The 22,781-nt window shown below is 58.0% G+C and carries 14 protein-coding genes; 8 read left to right on the top strand and 6 right to left on the bottom strand.

What is annotated here, in order from left to right:
- Positions 1-12: 12 nt before the first annotated feature.
- Positions 13-2,583: a xylan 1,4-beta-xylosidase gene (gene xyl3A / locus QZ303_RS06000; protein ID WP_295730543.1), complete on the bottom strand. Its 2,571-nt coding sequence runs from the start codon at positions 2,581-2,583 to the stop codon at positions 13-15.
- 295 nt (positions 2,584-2,878) lie between these two features.
- On the opposite strand from xyl3A, the gene QZ303_RS05995 reads away from it, so the two are divergent.
- From QZ303_RS05995 to QZ303_RS05965, 8 genes are all read left to right on the top strand, one after another.
- Positions 2,879-3,607, top strand: a complete 729-nt coding sequence (locus tag QZ303_RS05995) for a hypothetical protein (RefSeq protein WP_295730541.1) — start codon at positions 2,879-2,881, stop codon at positions 3,605-3,607.
- Positions 3,608-3,706: 99 nt separating this feature from the next.
- A complete protein-coding gene (locus QZ303_RS05990; protein ID WP_295730538.1) occupies positions 3,707-6,370 on the top strand; it encodes a pectinesterase family protein in 2,664 nt (887 codons plus the stop codon).
- A 269-nt stretch (positions 6,371-6,639) separates the two neighbouring features.
- Positions 6,640-8,748, top strand: a complete 2,109-nt coding sequence (locus QZ303_RS05985; protein ID WP_295730535.1) for a pectate lyase — start codon at positions 6,640-6,642, stop codon at positions 8,746-8,748.
- 4 nt (positions 8,749-8,752) lie between these two features.
- Positions 8,753-10,825: a pectate lyase gene (locus QZ303_RS05980; protein WP_295730533.1), complete on the top strand. Its 2,073-nt coding sequence runs from the start codon at positions 8,753-8,755 to the stop codon at positions 10,823-10,825.
- A 475-nt stretch (positions 10,826-11,300) separates the two neighbouring features.
- On the top strand, positions 11,301-12,710 hold the full coding sequence (locus QZ303_RS05975; RefSeq protein WP_295730531.1) for a hypothetical protein: 1,410 nt from the start codon (positions 11,301-11,303) through the stop codon (positions 12,708-12,710).
- 457 nt (positions 12,711-13,167) lie between these two features.
- Positions 13,168-17,505: a choice-of-anchor J domain-containing protein gene (locus tag QZ303_RS05970; RefSeq protein ID WP_295730529.1), complete on the top strand. Its 4,338-nt coding sequence runs from the start codon at positions 13,168-13,170 to the stop codon at positions 17,503-17,505.
- Positions 17,506-17,782: 277 nt separating this feature from the next.
- Complete coding sequence (locus tag QZ303_RS10610; protein WP_363322819.1) at positions 17,783-17,965, top strand: hypothetical protein; 183 nt, start codon at positions 17,783-17,785, stop codon at positions 17,963-17,965.
- Entirely contained in the window at positions 17,962-18,213 is a 252-nt protein-coding gene (locus tag QZ303_RS05965; RefSeq protein ID WP_367268129.1) for a D-Ala-D-Ala carboxypeptidase family metallohydrolase, read from the top strand. The genes QZ303_RS10610 and QZ303_RS05965 overlap by 4 nt, the downstream gene beginning before the upstream one ends.
- A gap of 11 nt (positions 18,214-18,224) precedes the next feature.
- Here QZ303_RS05965 and QZ303_RS05960 read toward each other — a convergent pair whose 3' ends face one another.
- The 5 genes from QZ303_RS05960 to QZ303_RS05940 form a co-directional block, all read right to left on the bottom strand.
- Complete coding sequence (locus tag QZ303_RS05960; protein ID WP_295730526.1) at positions 18,225-19,517, bottom strand: hemolysin family protein; 1,293 nt, start codon at positions 19,515-19,517, stop codon at positions 18,225-18,227.
- A 25-nt stretch (positions 19,518-19,542) separates the two neighbouring features.
- Entirely contained in the window at positions 19,543-20,235 is a 693-nt protein-coding gene (gene lptC, locus QZ303_RS05955) for an LPS export ABC transporter periplasmic protein LptC (RefSeq protein WP_295730523.1), read from the bottom strand.
- Complete coding sequence (locus QZ303_RS05950) at positions 20,232-21,500, bottom strand: hypothetical protein (protein ID WP_295730520.1); 1,269 nt, start codon at positions 21,498-21,500, stop codon at positions 20,232-20,234. Before QZ303_RS05950 ends, lptC begins: the two co-directional genes overlap by 4 nt.
- A 35-nt stretch (positions 21,501-21,535) precedes the next feature.
- Positions 21,536-22,309: a type III pantothenate kinase gene (locus QZ303_RS05945; RefSeq protein WP_295730517.1), complete on the bottom strand. Its 774-nt coding sequence runs from the start codon at positions 22,307-22,309 to the stop codon at positions 21,536-21,538.
- Positions 22,310-22,399: 90 nt separating this feature from the next.
- Positions 22,400-22,765, bottom strand: a complete 366-nt coding sequence (locus QZ303_RS05940; RefSeq protein WP_295730513.1) for a hypothetical protein — start codon at positions 22,763-22,765, stop codon at positions 22,400-22,402.
- Positions 22,766-22,781: the final 16 nt, after the last annotated feature.

Raw genomic sequence — 22,781 nt, 5'->3', positions numbered from 1 at the left:
AGGTGTAAAATGTCAGATTTCAACTTCGATTCTCTTCAGGTCCTCGTCGCGGCTCGACGGCCCGACCATCACCTCATAGCGCCCGGAGACCACGCGCATGCGCTCCGACTCCTCGTCCCACGACTCGAACAGCTCCCGGGGCATAGGTATGCTCACCGTCCTGCGTTCACCGGGCTGCAGTTCCACTCGTTCATACCCGCGCAGGGTCTTGTTAGGCCCTTTGACGTCAGCCGGACGACGCAGATAAAGCTGCACAACCTCGGTTCCGGCCATCTTGCCGATATTGCGCACCTCCACGGTAACCATGCCGTCGGCATAGCGGGGCTTGCCATAACGGTAGGTAGTATAGCTCAGCCCGTGGCCGAAGGGGAAGAGCGGCTTCTCGCGCAGATAGCGGTAAGTGCGCCCCTCCATGCGGTATTCGTCGAACGCCGGGAGCTGGGCGTCGTCGCAATAAAATGTCACCGGCAGCTTGCCGCACGGGTTGAAGTCGCCGCATAGAACCTCGGCCACCGCAGTGCCACCCTCCTGCCCGGGATACCAGGCCTGGAGTATGGCGTCGCAGCTCTGCATCTCGGGCGACAGCGCCACCGCGCTTCCGCTACAATTGACAAGCACCACATCCTTGCCGGCGGCCTTCAGCGCACGCAGTATCTCGCGCTGCACCGCAGGAAGCTCTATCGACGTGCGGTCGCCGTCGTCAAATCCAGGCTCGCGCACCTTGGCCTGCTCGCGCTCAAAGGCCGGTGAGATACCTCCGACAAACACCACCACATCGGCACCGGCAGCCCGGGCCACCACTTCATCGACCGACAGCTCCCTCTGGCGGCATATGTCGAAGCCGAGCGTGGCAGCCCCGTTCACCTGCATGTAGTCCACGCCGATGTCGTAGCGCTTACCCTTCTCCACCACAAGCTTGCGGCTACGGTGGTTGAGCGGTTCGGCCTTCCACCGCTCGTGCACGGTATCGCCGTTGACTATGATGCGCAGACCGTCGTCGTTGTTGTATATCATATCAAGTTCCTCGTCCGCATCGGCCACAAACGAGCCGCGCAGGCGCAGTGTGAAATTCTCGAGATCGACACCCGGCGCAAACGCCGTGTTGCCTCCGTTATCGAGGTTGACCGGCGAGGTGTACATCAACGTGGCGGCTGCATCCCCCTCCATGGTCGTGTTGTTCCAATAGACGCCCTCCATGCCGGGAGTGCCGTCGGAGGCGGTGAAGCGGTCGAAGATGCTCACACGTTCGGTCGGCGACGTGATGCCGCATGCCTGCATGTAGGGCACGTCAGCGCCGAGCCTGTCGCGCATACCTTGCAGGATGGTCACGGTGCGCCCCGGCTGCCCGTAGTATATGCCCCACTGCATGGTCGAGTCGGCTGCATTCGGGCCCATAATCATCACGCGCTTACCAGGTTTGAGCGGCAAGATACCGTCATTCTTCAACAGCACCATCTGCTCGCGTGCGGCCTGTAGCGCAAGTGCACGATGCTCCGGGCAGTCGACCACGCTCATCGGTATGCGCGTCCATTCCACCAGCGAATCCGGGTCGAAGTCGCCAAGACGGAACCTCTCGGCAAGAAGCCTGCGCACACACACGTCGACCGCATCCTCGCTGACATACCCCTTCCTCACTGCGTCGGGCAGATGCTTGTAGACGCTGCCGCACTCCACGTCAGTGCCGCTGAGCACACCCAAGGCCGTAGCCCCGGCGGCATCCTCGGCCACACCGTGGCGCTTTGGCAGATAGAAGTCGTTTATGGCACCGCAGTCGCTCACCACCATGCCGTCGAACCCCCAATCGTCGCGGAGTATCTGCTGTAGGAGACGGTTACTCCCGCAGCATGCCTCACCCTCGAATCGCTGGTAGGCGCACATGACCTCGCGCACTCCTGCATCTTTCACGAGGGCCTTGAAAGCCGGGAGATAGGTCTCCCAAAGCTCGCGTGCGGGAAGCGCCTCGACGTTCATGCTGTGGCGCGTCTTTTCCGGGCCGCTGTGCACGGCAAAATGCTTGGCGCATGCCAGCAGTTTCATATATTTATGTGTAGTGTCGCCCTGTAGCCCGTGCACCACGCGGATGCCCATTCTGCCGTTCATATATGGATCCTCCCCGTAGCTCTCCTGACCACGTCCCCATCGGGGATCGCGGAACACGTTGACCGTCGGTGTCCAAAAGCTCAGGCAGCGGTATTTACCCACATGCCCGTTGCGCCGAGCGTCGGTGTTTTTGGCGCGGGCCTCGTCGCTCACGGCGCTGAACACACGCTCTATCATGTCATCGTCGAACGAGGCCGCCATGCCTATGCACGAAGGGAACACCGTGGCAAGGCCGTTGCGACCAACCCCGTGGAGCGCCTCGCTCCACCAGTCGAACGCCGGTATGCCCAGACGCTCTATCGCAGGAGAGCCGTTGCGCATGAGCTGTGACTTTTCTTCAAGAGTGAGCCGGCGGCACAGGTCGGAGGCACGCTCCTCGGGAGTGAGCGCCGGATCGAGATAATCGGCACGCTGTGCGTGGCAGGCGATCGCTCCGGCAGCCGCACAGACTGCAATAATCGCTATGATTCGTGGTAATTTCATAAGGTTACGGATATTATGTTTTTTCTTTTGCGAAGATAGGCGCTACCTCCGGCATTCCCGCGCACTTATTATCGTAAAACCCACCTCTATAGCCCTACAGTTTGCGATTTGACGAAAAAAGTGGATTTTTTGACTTTTCGGCCTGCGCGCACCCATATCCTGTTTCAAACCTCGATCTTTAACCTTAGTTTTGCGCCATCCGAAAATATCCGCATACTTTTCAATTATCCAATATCCAGTTAGGAGGAGCGCCCGTCACGGACACCTCCATAACCTTAAAATCCAACCATCATTCATGTTTAAAAACTTACACTCATCACTGACGCTCGCCGCCGTCATGACCCTCATGCCTATGACAGTCTCGGCAGCCGCGGGCGATCCCGTGTCGATTCCCACCCCTGCGGGTGAATTCATCGACTGGAACAACGGCGATTTCAACGGAACTTCCGGAAAGGTCGAGAACAACGGCGGCAACATCGGATCTACCGGTGCAGGCACCACAGTCACCTTCAACCTCGTCAGCAGCGCCGAAGGCGCCTACCAGATGACCATCGCTACGGGCCACAAGGGCACAGCCTACATGGACGTGACCATCTCCGACGCCGCAGGCAACCGGGTGTTCGCCGACGTGCACAAGATCGAGAACACCGGCAGCTGGACACCATCCACCACATCCAACTTCGACATCCCGGCAATACCGGCGGGTTCCTACACACTGACACTCGCAGCCAGGGACCTTGAAGGGAGCAACTATGCAGGCAACTGGGGCAAGCTCGCACTCTACGATGCATCGTCCGACAACACCGAGCATATCCCGGGCACAGTCTCTATCGCCCGCTCCACACTCATAGGCGGCGCACGCAACGAGGGGCAGAACATCGGATACGTGAAGGACGGATGCGGCACTTCCAACGAGATAACCGTCGATGAAGCAGGCGTCTACGCCATGACCATACCCCTGTCAAAGTATGGCGACGGCACAATCACCGCCACCGTCACCGACAAGGCAACGAAAACCGTATAGGCAGAGACCGTATGGACCATCCCCGCCGAATCGGCCAACTACACGCCCCAGACCATCAACCTCGAAGGTGAGCTTACCAAAGGCAAAAAGACCTTCAAGGTGGTGTTCAACGCTCCCCACGGCGGATTCATCGCCAACTACCAGGACATGACGCTGGCAAAGATAGCCGACCGATGCGCCACATTCCGTGGCATCGCCATCGAGGGCCAGGACGTCACCAAGGGTGAGGGCTTCGACTGGAACTGCAACCTCCCACTTGACTTCGCCGCCACCACCACGCTCAAGGTCAGCGCCAACGCCAATGCCGTCATCAAGTCGACCGCCGTCGACGGAGAGGGCAACGCCGTGACAGTGACCGACAACGGCGACGGCACATACACCCTCCCCACACCCGAGGGGAGCACACAGACCATCGTCACCTTCAACGTATCGGCACAGGAAGGCGTGCTCGTGTTCCGTGACACATACACACTGCGCCTCTACCGCATAGGCGATATCCTCATCAACAGCCTCACCATCGACGACGTAGAAGCTCCGGCAGCACTCGTAGAGGCGCTGAATGTCAAGGGGGACAACGCCACAGCCACACTCGCCGACTGGATCTTCACCGCGTCGCCGGTGATCGTGGCCACATTCGCCGACAACAGCAAGACAACCGCCGCCGGCACCATCGACGGAGCCACCGGAACATTCACATTCAAGGGGGAGGCCGGATCAAAGAGCAAGACATACACCCTCAATATCTCCGGATTCCACATCTACGAGGCAGCCCCCGAGGATGAGATGGTAAAACTGGTCTACGACGGCGCGCTCAACCAGCCCGACGGATCATGGAGCAACGGACTCTACTCGCTCAACCCCGCCAACGACGGATGGGGCGGCACACAGTTCAAGTTCAAGAACAACACCGAAATCACCCTGACCGTTCCCTCCAACGTAATCGTCAAGCAGATCAAGTTCACCAATCTTAAAGACAACTACAATCCCGGGACAATCGGCTACGTCACCTCTGAAGATGCCACCGTATACCTCCCCACCGCATCCTACTTCAAGAACGGCGACGGTGCCGAGAAAAACATCTTCGTCAACTTCGAGGGGCACAAGGCCGGCACTCCCGTGAAGTTCCTCTTCACACCCGGCAGCCAGCCCGTGGCATGGTTCGAGATTCTGACCTGCAAGGAAGCCCTCACCACGCCTCCGGCAGTCACCGCCACTTCGGCGACACCCACAGCGGACGTCAACCACACCGTAGCGACATTCACTTTCGACCGCGAGATGAAGAGCGCCACCGCCAACATAGGCGGGCAAACCGTCGAAGGCGAAGTGGCCGGAGCCGTAGTGCGCTTCAAGGTATGGGATCTCCCCTACAACACCACCTCACCGCTCACGATAGCCGCAGGAAAAGCCGAGGACACTTTCGGCAACGTCAATGACAATCCCCTCACCCTCGACATCGAGGTGGGAGCACCCAAGGCAGTCGAGGCGATCGAGCCTATCGTGGTAGGCAACGTCACGGAGTGGAAGGCCGCCCTCGCGCAGGTCAACGCCTCCAACACCTCAGCCGACGCCAAGCGTGCCGTGATCTTCGTGCGCAACGGCGATTACGATTTCGGTTCCGAGGAGCAGACTTTCACATGCCACAACGTGTCGGTGATCGGCGAGAGCCGCGACGGAGTCATCCTCCACGGCAACCGCACCGGCATCTCCAACCCCGTCATCTCCACCCGCAAGGCCAGCGGCACCTATTTCCAGGACCTCATAATCCGCAACGACCTTGACTTCGGCTCAGACAAACGTCAGGGAGTGGGAGCCGCATTCTACGGAGGCACCAAGGACATCCTCGCCAACGTAGCGCTCCAGTCAATACAGGATACCTACGTCACCGGCAACCAGAGCTATCTCGACCGCTGCGACATCCACGGTTCGGTCGATTACATCTGCGGCGGAGGCAACCACTACTTCGACCGGTGCAATATCATCCATGAAATCGCCGGCGGCTATATCACCGCTCCATCCACATCCGCAGCCGACAAGTACGGCTACGTGTTCGAGAGCAACACCATCACCGGTGTCGGCCCATACGACCTTGGACGCCCATGGCAGAACGAGCCTCGCGCATTCTTCCTCAATACCATCATGGAGATCCTTCCCAACGACGGCGCATGGGGCAAGATGAGCACGCTCCCCACCCACTTCTTCGAGTACAATTCCGTGGACAAGGATGGCAACACCATAGACCTTAGCGTGCGCACCAACTCGCCCACCTCGACCAACACCTACACCCCCGTCCTCACAGCTGAGCAGGCCGCACACCTCACCGTGCGCAACGTACTCTGCGGCACCGACTCCTGGGATCCCGCATCGGCCACCGTACAGTGTGACGCACCGGCCGACCCGACATTCGCCGACCATGTACTGACATGGACTCCCGTAGAAGGGGCATCGTACTATGCCGTATTCAAGAACGGCGAATATCTTGCCAACACCACTAAAGCAGAGCTGGCGCTCACACAGGGACGCGATTCTGCCGCCGACACCTACACCATACGCACCGCCAACGCCTTCGGAGGCCTGGGCACTCCTTCGAAATCCGTTACCGATAACACTACAGGCATCGACGGCATTGTAGGCGACAGCGAACAGGCATCGGTAGTCTACTACAACCTCCAGGGCGTGGAAACGGATCCCGACTCACGCGGCATACTTATCCGCGTAGAAATCCTCCCCGACGGCACACGCCGCTCCTCGAAGGTAGTACGATAAAATAATCCAACAACCCCCATAGGTAAAATCCAAGCTTTGGCGGTGTGTCGAAAAATTCGGCACACCGCCGTTTTTGTCGGACAAGTCAGACGAGTCAGACCCGTCCGACCTGTCTGACCAACCCGACTTACTCCGACTGACCCGACCAGCTCCGCCGCTCCGCCAGCCATTCATGGTGGAAATCCACCGATTCCTCCATATTTCGGCAAATTTTCACCCTCTCCACCATAGCACGTTGATTAATTTTGCATCGACCAATCTACGATGTCATGAAAACCCGAACCCTCTTCACATCGCTACTGCTCGCCATCGTCTCCATCGCCGCTACGGCTCAGGAGCGCATTGAGCGCACGCCCGCATTCCCCGGAGCCGAGGGATGGGGACGCTACGTCACTGGCGGCAGGGGAGGACGGGTGCTCCATGTCACCAACCTCAATGACTCGGGCTACGGCTCCCTGCGATGGGCATGCGAACAGACAGGCCCGCGCATAGTGGTTTTCGACGTGTCGGGCACCATATATCTCAACAGCGACCTCAAGATCGCCTCCGGCAACCTTACCCTCGCCGGCCAGACAGCCCCCGGCGACGGAATCTGCGTGGCCGACTATCCGGTGACCATCGCATGCCCCAACGTCATCGTGCGCTACATGCGCTTCCGCCCCGGCAACCGCATGGCAGAGGCCGAGGGCGACGGTTTCGAGCCTGACGGGCTCGGCGCGGTCGACGGTAAACTGATAATCATAGACCATTGCTCCATATCGTGGAGCGTCGATGAGTGCTGCTCTGTTTACGGCAACCGTTTCACCACCGTACAATGGTGCGTCATATCTCAGAGCCTGCGCTACGGCGGCCACTCCAAAAAGACCCACGGCTACGGCGCCATGATGGGCGGCGAGGGCGCTTCATACCACCACAACCTGCTCGTGCACCACGACTCGCGATGCCCGCGCCTGGGCGAGCGCCCGGCGACAGGCCCGCGCGACACCACCGACTTCCGGTGCAACGTGATGTACAACTGGAGCGGGCAGGGATGCTACGGCGCGGAGAACATGAACGCCAACATCGTAAACAACTACTACAAGCCCGGCCCGGGCACCATAGCCTCGCGTGCCGTTGGCTACCAGAGACGCATATGCGGCGTAGGTGTCAACGAGCAGGAGGGTAACCCGATGTACCACGTATGGGCGCGCCTGTTCGTCGAAGGGAACGTCAACCCGCGCCACCCGGCGGTCGACGCTGACAACTGGGGTCTCGGAATATGGCAGCAGATTTCCGAAACGTACCGCAACAATCCGGCCGAATACAACCTCGACGAGAGCCGCATGCGCCTTACCGAGCCGATGAAATACTACCACGTCACCACCCACTCCGCAGCCGACTCCTATCTCCGCGTGCTCGACTACGCCGGAGCGTCGCTCAGCCGCGACTCCCACGACGCCCTAATGGTGGCTGACGTGCGCGAGGGCACAGCCACATTCACCGGGAAAGGCTCGGGCAACGCAAAGGGCATAATCGACTCGCCATACGACAACCGCCCCGCCGACGCACCCGACAACTGGAGCCCGTGGCCCGTGCTGAAATCAACTGCCGCCCCGCTCGACACCGACCGCGACGGAATGCCCGACGACTGGGAACTGGCCCACGGACTCGACCCCGCCGACCCGACCGACGCGCTACTCACCGACGCCGAGGGCTACACGATGGTGGAGGTCTACATCAACTCGCTCGTCGACCATATCACCCGGGCGCAGAACGCCGGCGGCCACGCCGACGGAGCGCTGGAATACCTGCCCGACATACTCCCCTCCTATACAATAGCCACATCGACGCGCCTCCCCTCCACATGGCAGTTCGGCCATGGCATCACACTCTCAAACGCCACGGGAAAGAGCTACGGCACGAAGGGCGACTACATACGACTGCCGCGCAAAACACGCCACACCGTCACACTCCCCGACCGCGCCATGGTCGACCGCGTGCGTTTCGAAGGATTCACCCACTACGGCTCCGACACATACACCGACGCATCGCTTGTGGAGCTGAACGGCACGACATATCCCGTCGGCACGTATGCAATCTCCAAGAACTCCGACACGTCAACCATCCCCGCGTCGTTCGAAGTCACCCTCGACAATCCGGCATCAGGCGAACTGACCATGACATGGGAGGGCAACAATCCATGCGTGCGCATAACCCTCTACACCTCCAACCCCTCCACCTCAGGAATCGATGAAATCACGGCCATCCCCGCCGACGGCCACACCGAAGGATTCTCCGCCGACACGGCATGGTACACCATACAGGGACACCGCCTCCCCGCCGAGCCTGCGGCGCCGGGGCTGTACATCCACCAAGGCAAGAAAATAATAATACGATAAGGTCATGAAATACTTCCTCATCCTACTCCTCGCACTGCCACTGATGGCAGCCGCAGCCGACACGCCGGAAAAGACTCCGGCATTCCCCGGCGCGGAAGGCTTCGGACGCTACACCACAGGCGGCCGTGGCGGCAACGTCTACCATGTCACCCGCCTCGACGACTCCGAAGTGAAAGGCACACTCCGTTGGGCGCTGAAGCAGGCCGGCCCGCGCACAATCGTGTTCGACGTGTCGGGGACAATCCACCTCAACTCGGCACTCACCATATCATCCAACACCACCCTGGCCGGACAGACCGCCCCCGGCGACGGAATCTGTCTCGCCGACTACCCCGTGAGTGTGGCCGGCAACTGCATCGTCCGCTACATGCGTTTCCGCCTCGGCAACAAGAACGTCACCGCCAACGGTGCCGACGGATGGGACGGCCTATCGGTGATGGACACCCAAGACGTGATCATCGACCACTGCTCCGTGTCGTGGAGCATCGACGAATGCTGCTCCATCCTTGGCAACTCCAACACCACCCTCCAGTGGAGCATAATAGACCAGAGCCTCGTCAACTCCGGCCACTCCAAGGGTGCGCACGGCTACGGAGGCAACTGGGGCGGCTCGGGAGCATCATTCCACCACAACCTGATCGCGCACCACACGTCGCGCACACCGCGCCTCGGCCCGCGCCCCACCACACAGCTTGACGAGCGCATGGACATGCGCAACAACGTCATCTACAACTTCGGCGGCAACGGATGCTACGGAGGCGAGGGGATGAACGTAAACATCGTCAACAACTACTACAAGCCCGGCCCCGGCTCACCTACAGGCACCAAGGGACGCCGCATAGCAGGCGTGGGAGTACGCACCAACAGCTACTGCACCACCTATCCCGCCTACACGCCGGCCCTCCACCTCTGGGGCACATACTTCGTCGAGGGGAACGTCAATACAAAATACTCCGACGTGACCGCCGACAACTGGAAAAACGGATTCCTCAACCAGATCGACAAGTCCGCATCGGCCACCGACGGCACATATCCGGGCGACGACGCCCTGAAGCGCACCGAACCTGTCGATTTCATAACTACTACCACCCACTCCGCAGCGGATGCCTACGCACGCGTGCTCGACTACGCCGGCGCATCGCTCAGCCGCGACGAGCATGACGACATGATTGTCACCGACGCACGCGAAGGGAAGGCCACACATACCGGATCGGGGCTCGGCAAAGGATTCATCAACAGCCAGGAGGACAACCGGCCTGCCGGCGCTGACGGAGGATGGTCGGCATGGCCCGCGCTCGAATCGGCAACAGCCCCGGTCGATACCGACGGTGACGGCATACCCGACGCCTGGGAGACAGAACATGGACTGAACCCCAACAACCCGGCCGACGCGCTCACCCTCACAGAAGAGCGCTACACAATGCTCGAAGTATATCTCAACTCGCTCGTGGAGCACATCACCGAAGCACAGAACGAGGGTGGAACACCCGAAGGAGCACTGATATACTCCGATCCCGTGGCCGAGAGCTACACCATATGCAAGGCCACACGCGAAGGCTCGACCTGGAACTTCGGCAACGGCATGTCCCTCTCCAATACCGACGGCAAAACCTACGGCACAAAGGGCGATTTCATACGCATGAACGAAAACGTGACCCATACAATCACACTCCCTCCCTATGCCGCCGTCAGCCGCGTAAAGTTCGAGGGGTGCACCTACTATACATCCGACAAATATGGCGACACATCGCTCTCGACCGTCAACGGCACTGATGTCGCTGCCGACACCTACGTGATCCGCAAAAACTCGTCGACCGACAATCCCGACTCGTTCGAGGTAACACTCACCGCTCCCGCCAAAGAATCGATGACATTCAGCTTCACAGGCAACAACCGCCCCTGCGTGAGCATCACCCTCTACACCTCCAACCCCTCCTCCGGAATCGACAGTATCCTCTCCGACAAAAAGTCTACCTCCGACCGCGCATGGTACACCCTCCAGGGCCATCGCCTCGAAAAGCGCCCCACCCGTCCCGGGCTCTATATCCACCAAGGCCGCAAAATCCTCATACGATAAAATTACAGCGGGTCCGGCATCCAACATAGGAATGTACCCCCCGGTACATCCGCCGCCACTCCGTCTCTCCCCCACACTGACACAGGTACAAAAGATTGTTTTCAGTTAAATATTCAATTGGGTTAAGTTATCATTCATAGGCTGCAACTTTTCAATCCATATAATTCTATATTCACAGACATTTCAAATATCCATAGACAAGAAAACGCAACCTATCAGTCTCCACTCCGCGCGATGCAGGGTGGAGTTTTTTTATCCCTCAAAGGCCCTAAGACAATTTCATTTTATGTTATATAGCACGAAACCACATTATCACCCCTCTTGCGATAAAAATTCACCCCATTACCGCAGTCTCTCCATCTAACTTAGCGGTCGGAATCAGATTCCAACCACGACGGCAGAAAGCCCATCGAGCGGCATCTGTCGCCAATCCAACCACAGCAATCCAAATAAAAAACAACCACAACCAATTATCATGAAGAAAACTTTACTTCTTTCAGCAGCCCTCCTGACCGTGGGTCTGGCATCAGCCCAGACCGTGCAGGACATCGACACAAAGCCCCTCAAGATGAAGGACGGCTACACCAAAATCAACATGGTATATCCACGCAGTACCGACGAAGGCCTAAAGGAAGCCATGATCGACCAGAACCGTTATGCATGGGAACAGCAGCAGGAGATCGTGCCCCAGACAGCCAACTTCTACGAAGGTGACTACCTTGACTTCAAGATCAACAATACTCGCGAATCGCAGTACATACTCCATTTCCAATATGCAGTAAAGACTGACGGTGCAAACCTCGTTTTCGAGCTTTACAACGGTGATGACCTCGAATTCTCGCTCGCCCCCATATACCTCTCCAATGAGAAGAGCAACTGGAATGCACTCTTAGACGCTATGGCGTTCTTCGACGAGGATCTTGCTCCCGGCGAATACACTCTCCGCATGACTTTCCACCACGACAACGGCCACGAGACAGCCAACGTTGCCAACCTCTGGTTCGAAGCAAAGGAGCAGATCACCTACTACTCGCTCTACACCAGCGTATATCCTGAAGGCGCAGGCTCCGTAAAAGCTTCTCCCGCCGCCAACAACTATCTCGAAGGCACAACTATCACACTTACCGCCACCCCGGCATCCGGCTCCGACGAGATAACATATAAATTTGTCGACTTCACCAACGAGGACACCGAGGAGATATTTGCCACGAACCCCTACTCCTTCGAGATCATCGACAACGTATCCATGATCGCCAACTTCGAGGCAATCAGCTCTGTAAACAACATCCCCGGCACCGTCAACCTCGCCACAAAGAAAATCGGCGGTGTGAAGGAAGAGGAAAAGGCTGTGTCGCTCGACGGAGCATCGTATCTTGAAGGCGCAATTGTGCCATACCTCTGCAACTACACGGCAAACAAGACCGAGCAGTTCATCCTCAACGCCACCAAGGCCGGTGAATACACCCTCGTGTGCCCGACAGCCACAAAGCAGGAGAAGGCCAACATAGAATTCAATATCTACGACAAGGGTGCATATGATGCCGACCCGACCGTAGCTCCCGAAGCCAACTTCAATATCGCAGCCGAAAAGACCGGCAACTGGCAGAAGTTCGTCACCAACAAGGTCGACGGCATCAAGCTCACCGAAGGCAAGAAGCTCATGACCATGAAGTTCACCGAACCTGTAGCCAACAAGTACACCGCCAACGTGCTCTACATGAGCTTCGGCATCGGCGATGACTTCGGCGACACCAGCGCAATCGACGCAATCGAGGCAGAGGCCAACGACGCTCCCGTCAAGGCCTACAATCTCCAGGGCATCCCCGTCGATCCCGAGGTAGCCAAAGGCCTCATCATCATCAACGGCAAGAAAGTACTCAAATAATCATTTCATAAAAACGGCTGCGTGAGCAGCCCTGCAATTCGTAATCCCAGAGCGGTGTGTCGAAATTCGGCATACCGCCTTTTTTGTGTCCGGACGGGAGGGTGTTGTCAGTCATCGCGAAGCGCTCTGCTTTGCAGAGAATGGCCTCAGATGGTAGGAGCTGAGACTGAGGCTGATGGGAGCGTAGTTCCCTACGTGACCGAAGCCGAATGTCGATAGCGACTACCCAGATGAGCCATTATGACACACCCTCCTTTTTTATGGATCCCCACAAATTTAAACGCACAGAGCACACGGAGATTAATAGTTGCTTTTCAATAATTAGGTTTTCTAATTTTTCCTCTGTGCTCTCCGTGTGCTCTTTGCGGGATTTCCGCCACACATGGGAAATTTGTGCAAACAGCTGTTTTTTCGTAACTTTACAGCCCCAAAACGATAATCCAATCATTTTCATTTTATGAAAAAACTTGTTACTATGTTCGCGGCATTGTATGTCGCCGGAATCTCTATTCCGTCGGTCGCAGCCGATACTTCACCGACAGTGCCTCAGATGAAAGGCCTGGTTGTCTCTTCCATCGATGAAACACCTACGGGACTATACACACTCCCGACCGTTGAGTCCGGAGCCTGGAAGATGGATATAGCCATCGATCCCGGATATGCCACATTCTACAGCGGAGTGTTCCACGGCGATGTCTATTATACGACACGCTGCAACGCCCAGTACGGCTCCCCCATAATATATGTCGACGCTTTCTCCACAATCGACGGCTCAAGGCTCTGGTCCAACTATCCCAAGCTAACCGCCCTTTCATACGACCTTACCGTCAACCCCTACGACGACAAGATCTACGGATTCTTCTCCAACGAGAAAAACACCGGCATGGTGTTCGGCACCATTACCTACGAAAAGTCGGGAGAGACGGTGACACCTATCAAAGAAATGGAAGGCAACTGGATAGCCATTGCCGCCGCTCCATCCGGACAGCTCTATGCGATATCGTCGGACGTGGAGGTGGAAGGAACCATGGTGAAGGTCAACTCATCGTCGCTACATAAGATCGACCGCGTCACCGGCGAGACCTCGCTTATCGGCGAAACCGGACAGCTACCACTGGTGACGGGATCGGCCACCATCGATGCCCGCACAGGACGCATGTTCTGGACAGTGGGACCCGACGGCGTCAACACATACCTCTGCGAAGTGGACCTTGCCACCGGTAAGGCCACGCGCCTGATGAATTTCACCTCGGGAAGGCAGGTGGTGGGATTATACGTTCCCGCACCTCCAGCCGAGGATGATGCACCGGCGGAAGTAACCGATGCCAAAGTATTGTTCGAAGGAGGTTCGCTCAGCGGCTCAATCGACTTCACTGCACCCACCACGCTTTACGACGGCACCTCCGCATCCGGACAGCTCACCTACACCATCCTTTGCAACGGCAAGGAAGCAGCCTCGGGCAGCACATCATTCGGAGCGTCAGTGTCGGCGGAAGTATCAGTAGCCGAACGCGGCAACTACAACTTCGTCATATTCGTTTCCAACGACAAAGGCGCATCTCCCAAGGCGAACATCGACAGGTTCATAGGATTCGGCATCCCGGCATCACCGGCTTCCCCCACCGCAACCAAGAGCGACGATATAATCAACGTGTCGTGGACTCCGGTGACACAATCGACCGACGGAGGCTATATCGACGCTGAAGCCGTCACCTACACAGTGAAGCGCATACCCGACGAAAAGGTGATAGCACGTGACATCACCGCCACATCCGCCACCGATACCCCCGATGCCTCCAACGGCATGAATGCCTACAGCTATGTCGTCACTGCAACCAACCATGGCCTCGTCTCTGAAAACGCCGAATCCAACAAGGTAGTGTGCGGCACCCCGACAATCCCATGGTCGGAAAACTTCTCATCGGCTGAATCCATCGGATTCTTCACCATAATCGACGCCAACGGCGACGGCAAGACCTGGGAATATTACTCCGGAACCGCCCGAGTGAAATACGGCAGCCTGGCCATGGACGACTGGCTGATATCCCCGCCGCTCCCGCTCGAAGCCGGCAAAGTGTACCGCGCCACATTCAAGGCACGCAGCTCCAACGCCCGCTACCCCGAAAAAATCGAGGCCCGCTGGGGCAACGGAGCGACAGTTGCCGACATGACAGGCAAACTTGTCGACCCCGTGACCCTCTCAGGCGAATATGAGACATTCGGCGACTTCATCGCACCAACAGAATCAGGCATCTACCACGTAGGACTACATGGCATATCCGATGCAAACATGTTTAATCTCGAAGTCTGCGAGATTACCGTCGAGAGTGGAATCAATGCCGGTGCTCCCGCCCGTCCGGAAGAGATGACCGCCACAGCCGATCCCGACGGCGAATACATCGCCACGCTGTCAGTCAAGGCCCCATCCGCCGACATGGCCGGCAATTCCATCGACCGCCTCGACAAGATCGAGATCAGCCGTGGAGACATTCTTGTCAAGACATTCGACAATCCCGTTCCGGGAGCAGTGCTGACATTCGACGACACCCTTGAGACAGGCGGCGACCACACCTACCGCGCCGTAGCATTCAAGGATGGCAATGCCGGCGCAGAATCCACGCTGACCGTGTTTGTCGGCACACCTCTGGCCGCCGCCCCTGCCGGCGTCACAATCTCGGAAGTATCCGACGGAGAGGTAAAGGTGGCATGGGACGAGACAGCCCTTTCTGCCGACGGCAAGCCGATCAATCCGGCGAAGGTGCGCTATAACATCTACGACATCGACTCCTACGGACCGGCGGTAGCTGAAAACGTGTCCGGCACATCGCATACGTTCCGTGGTGTCGAGGCAGGCGTCCAGAAGTTCGTGCAATACTCCGTGGCCGCCCTGACCGACCGTGGGGAGAGCGAAAAGACCCAGACCTTGCGCATACCCGTCGGCACTCCCTACACCGGTTTCCACGAATCATATGCCGGAGGAAAGGCATCCACGATATATTCAGCCGAACGAATCAACTATGGCAACTGGACACCGCAGTCCGACAACAGCGACGTCACATCGCAAGACGGCGACGGAGGATTCATGGCGATGAACGGCTATTTCGCCGGCTACTGCGGAGCGTTGTCAACAGGCAAGATAAGCCTCGCCGGCATGAGTGCACCGTGCCTGCGCTTCTACAGCTATACCCCCGACAACGAAGGCCTCGACCTTAACACCCTCGCCATATCGGTCAGCGCCGACGGCGGCGAGTGGACGGAGGTATTCAGCAAGACCGTGACCGAAATGGGAGCCACACAAGGCTGGCATGAAGTGATTGTCACGCTGAACCAATACGCAGGCAAGACAGTAGCCCTGCGCTTCACGGCCACTACCCACGACCGCCCCTACACCTCGACCTACATCGACAACATAAATGTGGAGGAGATGGCCGCCGTAGACCTTGAGGTAAAATCCATATCGGCCCCTGCCTACGTGAGAGGCGCTGAGGAATTCAACATCGACGTGACGGTTGCCAACAACGGCGCCTCCGTGGCATCGGAATATGAAATCGAGCTTTATACCGGCGAAAGCCTCTATGACGTGTACTACGACGCCCCCGCGATCGAGCCGTCAGCATCCACGACCGTATCGTTCAAGGCCGTCCTGAGCGCTGTCACCGACGCTCCCGTAGAGTTCAAGGCCGTAGTGCGCCACGCCGACGACAATATCAATGAGAATGACGAGGCCACGGCCACCGTTCGCCGGATGCCCTCATCGCTCGCCGCTCCTGAATCGCTGACAGCCACACGTGCCGACGGCGGCATAGCCCTCGCCTGGACGGCTCCCGTGATTCCTACAGAACCTGCAAAAGCGCTCACCGACGACTTCGAGAGCAACGAGTCATGGAGCCACTACCCCTACGGATGGGCCATGAGAGATATCGACGGCGCTCCGGTGTGCGGATTCGGCGAGGTCGAGATTCCCGGCATCACCCCCGGAAAGACGCTTGCATCCTTCTTCACATTCAGCGCTACCGGAATTTTTGAGGGCAACAAGCCGCTCGCACCCTACTCCGGCAAGCAGTATCTGGCAGCATTCGCACGCTACGACAACGGCACCACCGACGACTGGGCCATATCGCCTGAACTCAGCGGACAGGCACAGACCGTGTCGTTCTACGCACGCAGCTACAGCTCGTCATATCCAGAGCGCATACAGGTGCTCTACTCTACCGGATCGCTCGAACCCTCCGATTTCAAGGCTACCGAGCTGAACGTGGAGACTGTGCCCGCCACATGGACACGCTACGAGTCCGCCCTCCCCGAAGGCGCGCGATACTTCGCGATACGCTCCTATGCCACCAACTCGTTCATGCTCATGATTGACGATGTGACCTACACTCCGATGTCGTCATACGGATTGACCGTCACAGGCTACAACGTCTACCGCGACGGCAGGCTCGTTAACGACACCCCCCTCACCGCACCGGCATTCACCGATCCTGTCGACACCCCCGATGGCCACAGCTGGATGGTGACCGCCATCTACGGCGACCGTGAGTCAAACGGCTCTAACAAGGCCACCGTGGGTACTTCATCAATCGGCTCGCCCGTAGCCGACAACATCAAGGTATGGTCGGAAAACGGACGCATCATCGTCTCCGGCTGTGCGTCATGCCAAGTGGCAGCATTCGCTTCCGACGGTCGCATGATCCACGACGCCATGGCCCGTGAGGATATGGTCGAGATTCCCGCAGCACCCGGCGTCTACATCGTCAGGGCCTCAGGTTCAGTCCACAAGATCCTCGTAAAATAAAATGGCCTGACAGCCATTAAATCCCGGGGACAATCCCCTGAAACATCAAGGCGGTGTGCCGAAAAACCGGCACACCGCTTTTTTTCACACACCGCCTTTTTGTGAAAAGACAGCCTATTCAGCCTGTATTTGTCAGACGAGTCTGACCCGTCAGACCAGTCCGACTGGTCAGACCGACCTTTTTTACATTTTATTCATACAAAATTTGCATATTGCAATATTCCATTATATCTTTGCATCGAAAACAACAAATAAACCATTTATCACAACTGTTACTATGACAAGAAACACCATTATCGCCCTATCGGTAGCGGCGGCGGAAGCCGCCACACCGCTCGACGCCAAGGAGGCGGCCACACACTTCACCATACGCGAGCTGACACGCTCAGCAACCGCCACGCGGCTCGGAATCGACAACACACCTTCGCCCGAGGCTGTCGACGCCCTTACCGGCTTATAAACGACGTACTCGAACCGGCACGAACACAGTTAGGAATTCCCATCTACGTCAACAGCGGCTACCGCTGCCCCGCTTTGAACGCTGTCGTAGGCGGCGCAAAACGCTCATACCATCTTCTGGGACGGGCTGCCGACCTCACCACCGGCTCCCGCGCCGACAACCGCAGGCTCTACGATATACTGCGCACACTCCCCCACCACGAACTCATTTGGGAACGCGGCGGCCTCTGGATACATGTAGCATGGTGATGATGCCACCCTTACTCCTTCTCGGAAGAAGAGTCGGCGCTCTTTGTGAGCCTTATCAGCTCAAGGCGCGTAGCCGTGCGGCGCAATATGGTCAGCGTCCACCCCTCAAGCTCTATCGTCGACCCTTGAGCGGGAATCTCGCCCAGATTGTGCAGGATGAATCCGGCAAGGGTCTGGTATTCGTCGCTCTCCTCAAGATCTATGCCGAAAGCATCATGCAGATAGCTGATCTCGCACCTGCCGGAGAATTCATACACCCCCGGCTCGACCTCACGGGCGGTAAGGCGCGCGTTGTCATGCTCATCCTGGATGTCACCGAAAATCTCCTCCACGAGGTCCTCAAGCGATACCAGACCCGCCGTGCCGCCGAACTCGTCGATCACAACCGCCATGGAGCGCTTCTCGCTCAGCAGTCGGCGCATCATCTTGTTGGCAAGCAGTGTCTCCGGAGCGAACAGCACCGGCTTGACAGCCTCCTTCCAGTCGCTGTCGGGAACGAAAAGCTCACTGACATGGATGTATCCGAGCACATTGTCGATATCCTCGCGGTAGACAAGTATCTTGCTGCGCCCCGACGAGGTGAACAGCGCCGACAGCTCATCGCGGTCGGTAGTGTCGATATTCACTGCAACAATCTCGTTGCGCGGTGTCATGCAGTCGCGCAGATGCGTCGACGAGAAGTCGATGGCATTGTGGAAGATCTTCACCTCGTTCTCTACCTTGACCTCCGAAGCCTGCTCGTCGATAGTTGTCTGTATATATTGGTTGAGGTCGCCCACGGTAAGCACTCCGAGCGTATGGTTGACATTGCGTATCCCCGCTATCCACATCAGAGCCTTGGAGAGCCATGTGGTAAATGCCGATATGGGGTAAAGCACTATCCAGAAGAAGAATATCGGGAGCGAAAACACCCTCAGCGACGAATTTGGGTTGATGCGGAATATGGTCTTGGGGAAGAATTCACCCGTAAGGAGGATGATGGCCGTGGAGATAAGCGTCTGCACGATAAGGATTCCGGCCTCGTTGGGACACCACTGCGCTATCCATGGCTCAAGAAGCGTGGCGGCGCCCATGCCGTAGATGACAAGCACGATGTTGTTGCCGACAAGGATAGTCGAGATGAACAGTTCCTGATGGGTGTAATAGAGGTTGATGATCTTGCCGATAAGTCCGCCGCGCTTCACATCGATCTCGACCTTGACGCGGTTGGAAGATATGTAGGCTATCTCGACCCCCGAGAAGAGAGCCGAGAGAATGAGAGAAGCAATCGTGATTATGAGCCATATGCTCCAATTGGGATCCATATCGTCAGAGAGCGTTTTTGTTCGGTTATTTCATCGGTTTTGGCGGCAGATCGGGCTTCTTAGGCCGGGGTAAAGTCTTGACGGGGGGCAACGCCGGGGCTGCGGCACTATCGGCAGCACTGTCTGTCCGCTCATCCGGTTCACGGCCAGGATTGAAGTCGCTGGCAGGGAATATGCCGGTCGGATTGGTGATGCGGTAGCGCGTCATCTTGTCGTTCGACTCGAAGCCATAACCCTCGATTGTGCGGTCGGCACGCTCGATGTGTATGAACGAATCGGAGTAGACCTTATTGAGACGCTGGTCCCAGAACACCTGCTGCGAGAGGAATTTCTCGCCTATCGTATTTAGGATGTTGACATTACCGTCGAGACGCCACAGTCCGCGCTGGCTGAAATAGACCGCAGAGTCACACTGCACGGTGGCATCTATGGCAAAATCTTTGTCGAACTTCTCAAGGTACAGTCCGTCGGGGAAGCGCCACATCGGCACCTGCGCCTCATCGTAGACGAGCCAGTTATCGGTGGTGATGCGGTAGCGTATCTGCCCGCTGTCGGAGATGAGCGACGTGACGGCGTGGGTGGTCATCGTAGGCACGCTGTCGCCCTTCACGTCAAGGCTCACCGTCGCCGTCTTTTCCTCCTTGCACGCGCCCATAGCGCCGGCAAGGATCATCAGGCAGGCTGCGGCAGGAAGCACGCGCATCGTCCGGAGGGTCATCGGATCTTGTTTTTGTAGAACCAGCGTTCGTTGAAGTTGATGCCTAACGTCACGTTGATGTAGTCCTCCTTGATGAGGGCGTTGGGGCTGGCCTGGCGGTGACGCCACTCCACGCCGAGATTGATCAGCGTCTTGCCGGCGGGGGCGGGAAGCCCGAGACCAATAGATGCCCCGTACTCCTTCACGGTGTTGCCGAGCACTTTGATATAGCTGTTTTCATAGAATCCGCCGGCACGGTAGGTGATGCGCTCAAGATAGTTTCCTCTGGCCTTGTGGCTGTACTGGGCGCCGAAGGCGAGTTTCCAGCGATCGCTGAATTCCATCGTCTGTTTCTCCGAATCTATGTCGGGAAATTTCGCGCTCTTCCATGGCGAGAAAGTGAAGTCGGCCTCCACCATCAGCCTCTCGCGCCACTGCCAGTTGGCGCCGAAGCCCCAAACCGCCGGGAGCGTGTACTTGTGGCGCAGCGAAGTGTAGCCCACAGTGTCGGCCTTGTGGTCGGTCTGGGTCATGTCGTAGTTCAGCCCCCAGGCATGGCCCAGGAGCGACTTGCCGGGAGTGAATGTCACGCCGGCGGTGACGCGGTTGTCGCGGTTGATGTCGTAGCCATACTGCACGCCCAGCTGGAGATGGTAGTCGCGCACCTCCACCTGGGTCTCGAAGAGGGTCTGCGAACCGTTGTTGGTGTAGACATAGGTGTCGTTGATCACCGTGCCGAACATGTAGCCGAAGTTGACACCCGCGCTAAGACCCTTTATCGGACGTATCGAGTAGCCGGCGAAGAGCCAGTTGAGGCCGCCCTGGCCCGAACGGGCCTCACTGCCGTTGTCGATGCGGTTGGCGAAAGAGTAGCCTACCGACGACAGGGGCACCAGGCCTATGGCCATGCCCATGTTCTTGGCCACGGGAAACTGCATGGTCACATAGTTGAGGCCGCCACCGAACTCCTGTTCGTTGTGGCGCACGCCTTTGGTGTCGGTCTCGCTGCTCCAAAGCTTCGACATGGTGATGCCCATGTCGAAGAGGAACGTGATGGAGTCGATAGCCGCGTAGCTCGCGGGGTTCATCACGTTGATCTGGCGGCTTGACGACATGGCGTAGCCCACGCCGCCCATGGCGCGCTGGGCCGACGTGGCCTGGTCGTTGAGTATGCCGTAGCCGTACTTCGAATATGGTGTCATCCCCTCCTGGGCGTTCGCGCTGACCGCCGGGAAGAGAAGAGCCGCACCCAGGGCGGCGGTGACAAATGATTTGCGTAGATTCATCGATCGCATGTGTTGGGCTTCCGTGGAAGCCGGGGTTATGTCTGTGGGAGAGACTGGTTCTGTTCTTTTAGGGAAAGATTGTATTGCAATATGTGGTTTAGCCCCCTCGACACCAGGGCTGGCTCGACGATGACCTCTGCGGCGGGGTGCTGCGGGACAAAAGGAGCCAGACGCACGGCATCGCCGCCGGTGAGCACCACCGCTGCGTCAGCGGGGAGCAGACTGCGGTAATAGTCGATCTCGCCGGCCACGCCGCGCACCACTCCCGCAGTGATGGCGCGGGGTGTGTCGGTGCCCCAGAGAGGCACGTCGCCGGGAGTCTCCACGTTGACCAGCGGGAGCCGCTCGGTATGGCGGTTGAGCGATTCGGCCCTCAGCCATAGCCCGGGAGCGATGTTGCCCCCCGGGAAAGTGCCGTCGGGGAGAAGAAGGTCGTAGGTGATGGCGGTGCCGGCGTCGACCACGAGCACGGTGCGTCCGGGGAGCATCGCCCGTGCACCGGCAACAGCGGCTATACGGTCGCGTCCAAGCGATGACGGCGTGGCATAGCCAAGCGTGATCGGCAGGGGGAGCAACGAGGTAAGCTCGTAGACCTTACCCGCAAGCTCGCGCAGCGTCACCACTATGTTCTCGCTATGATGGGTCACGGAGCAGTAGATGGCGGCATCTATGGGGGTAGACGCAGCCACGCGCCGCAGCACTTCAGGAAGAAGCTCTTCGCAGCGCCACTGTTCCACAAGGCTATCACCCTCGAACACAGCCACCTTGGCCGTGGAGTTGCCTTGATCTATGACGAGGTTATACGACATTGCGATGACAAAATTAACGAATATTGCCGAAAATCGCGTGGCTTTACTCCATAAAATGGATAAACCGCGTGATTTTTAGATATTTTAGCCTCACCCTTTGCGCATGGCGCGAGGGAGCATGATGGACGTATAAATCATTATCGCGCCGCCGGCGAGGGTAAATGCCAGCCAGTCGCCTGCACCGGCGCCGGGCCAGAACATGAAGAACGCTCCCGCGCAAAAGAATATGGCCGACCACGACTCGATGCGCAGCAGCCGTTTCACCCGCAGCGGCGCGCCGTCCGGCACACGGCTGAACAGCCGCCCCACAAGGCACGTCACCGCTCCGGCGGCATACACCCAGCGGTAGGCGGCGAGTCCCTGTCCGATTATCGGCAACAGCACGCCGACCACTATCAGAATAAGCCCGAGGGTGACAAGCCAAGCCTGCCACCCCGGGGAATTGCTTTTATCCATTATATTATGTTTTCGT

It is taken from the genome of uncultured Muribaculum sp. (genome assembly GCF_910583865.1).
In the GTDB taxonomy this organism is placed as follows: domain Bacteria; phylum Bacteroidota; class Bacteroidia; order Bacteroidales; family Muribaculaceae; genus Muribaculum.
The sequence above is the reverse complement of the archived record's forward strand: the minus strand, read 5'-3'. Positions and strand labels throughout refer to the sequence as shown.

What these genes read in the sequence shown, in the direction of transcription:
- xyl3A (WP_295730543.1), bottom strand. Translation starts at nt 2,583, where the DNA reads ATGAAATTACCACGAATCATAGCGATTATTGCAGTCTGTGCGGCTGCC.
- lptC (WP_295730523.1), bottom strand. Translation starts at nt 20,235, where the DNA reads ATGACCCTCCGGACGATGCGCGTGCTTCCTGCCGCAGCCTGCCTGATG.
- QZ303_RS05945 (WP_295730517.1), bottom strand. Translation starts at nt 22,309, where the DNA reads ATGTCGTATAACCTCGTCATAGATCAAGGCAACTCCACGGCCAAGGTG.
- QZ303_RS05940 (WP_295730513.1), bottom strand. Translation starts at nt 22,765, where the DNA reads ATGGATAAAAGCAATTCCCCGGGGTGGCAGGCTTGGCTTGTCACCCTC.
- QZ303_RS05975 (WP_295730531.1), top strand. Translation starts at nt 11,301, where the DNA reads ATGAAGAAAACTTTACTTCTTTCAGCAGCCCTCCTGACCGTGGGTCTG.
- QZ303_RS05970 (WP_295730529.1), top strand. Translation starts at nt 13,168, where the DNA reads ATGAAAAAACTTGTTACTATGTTCGCGGCATTGTATGTCGCCGGAATC.
- QZ303_RS05960 (WP_295730526.1), bottom strand. Translation starts at nt 19,517, where the DNA reads ATGGATCCCAATTGGAGCATATGGCTCATAATCACGATTGCTTCTCTC.
- QZ303_RS10610 (WP_363322819.1), top strand. Translation starts at nt 17,783, where the DNA reads ATGACAAGAAACACCATTATCGCCCTATCGGTAGCGGCGGCGGAAGCC.
- QZ303_RS05995 (WP_295730541.1), top strand. Translation starts at nt 2,879, where the DNA reads ATGTTTAAAAACTTACACTCATCACTGACGCTCGCCGCCGTCATGACC.
- QZ303_RS05980 (WP_295730533.1), top strand. Translation starts at nt 8,753, where the DNA reads ATGAAATACTTCCTCATCCTACTCCTCGCACTGCCACTGATGGCAGCC.
- QZ303_RS05950 (WP_295730520.1), bottom strand. Translation starts at nt 21,500, where the DNA reads ATGAATCTACGCAAATCATTTGTCACCGCCGCCCTGGGTGCGGCTCTT.
- QZ303_RS05985 (WP_295730535.1), top strand. Translation starts at nt 6,640, where the DNA reads ATGAAAACCCGAACCCTCTTCACATCGCTACTGCTCGCCATCGTCTCC.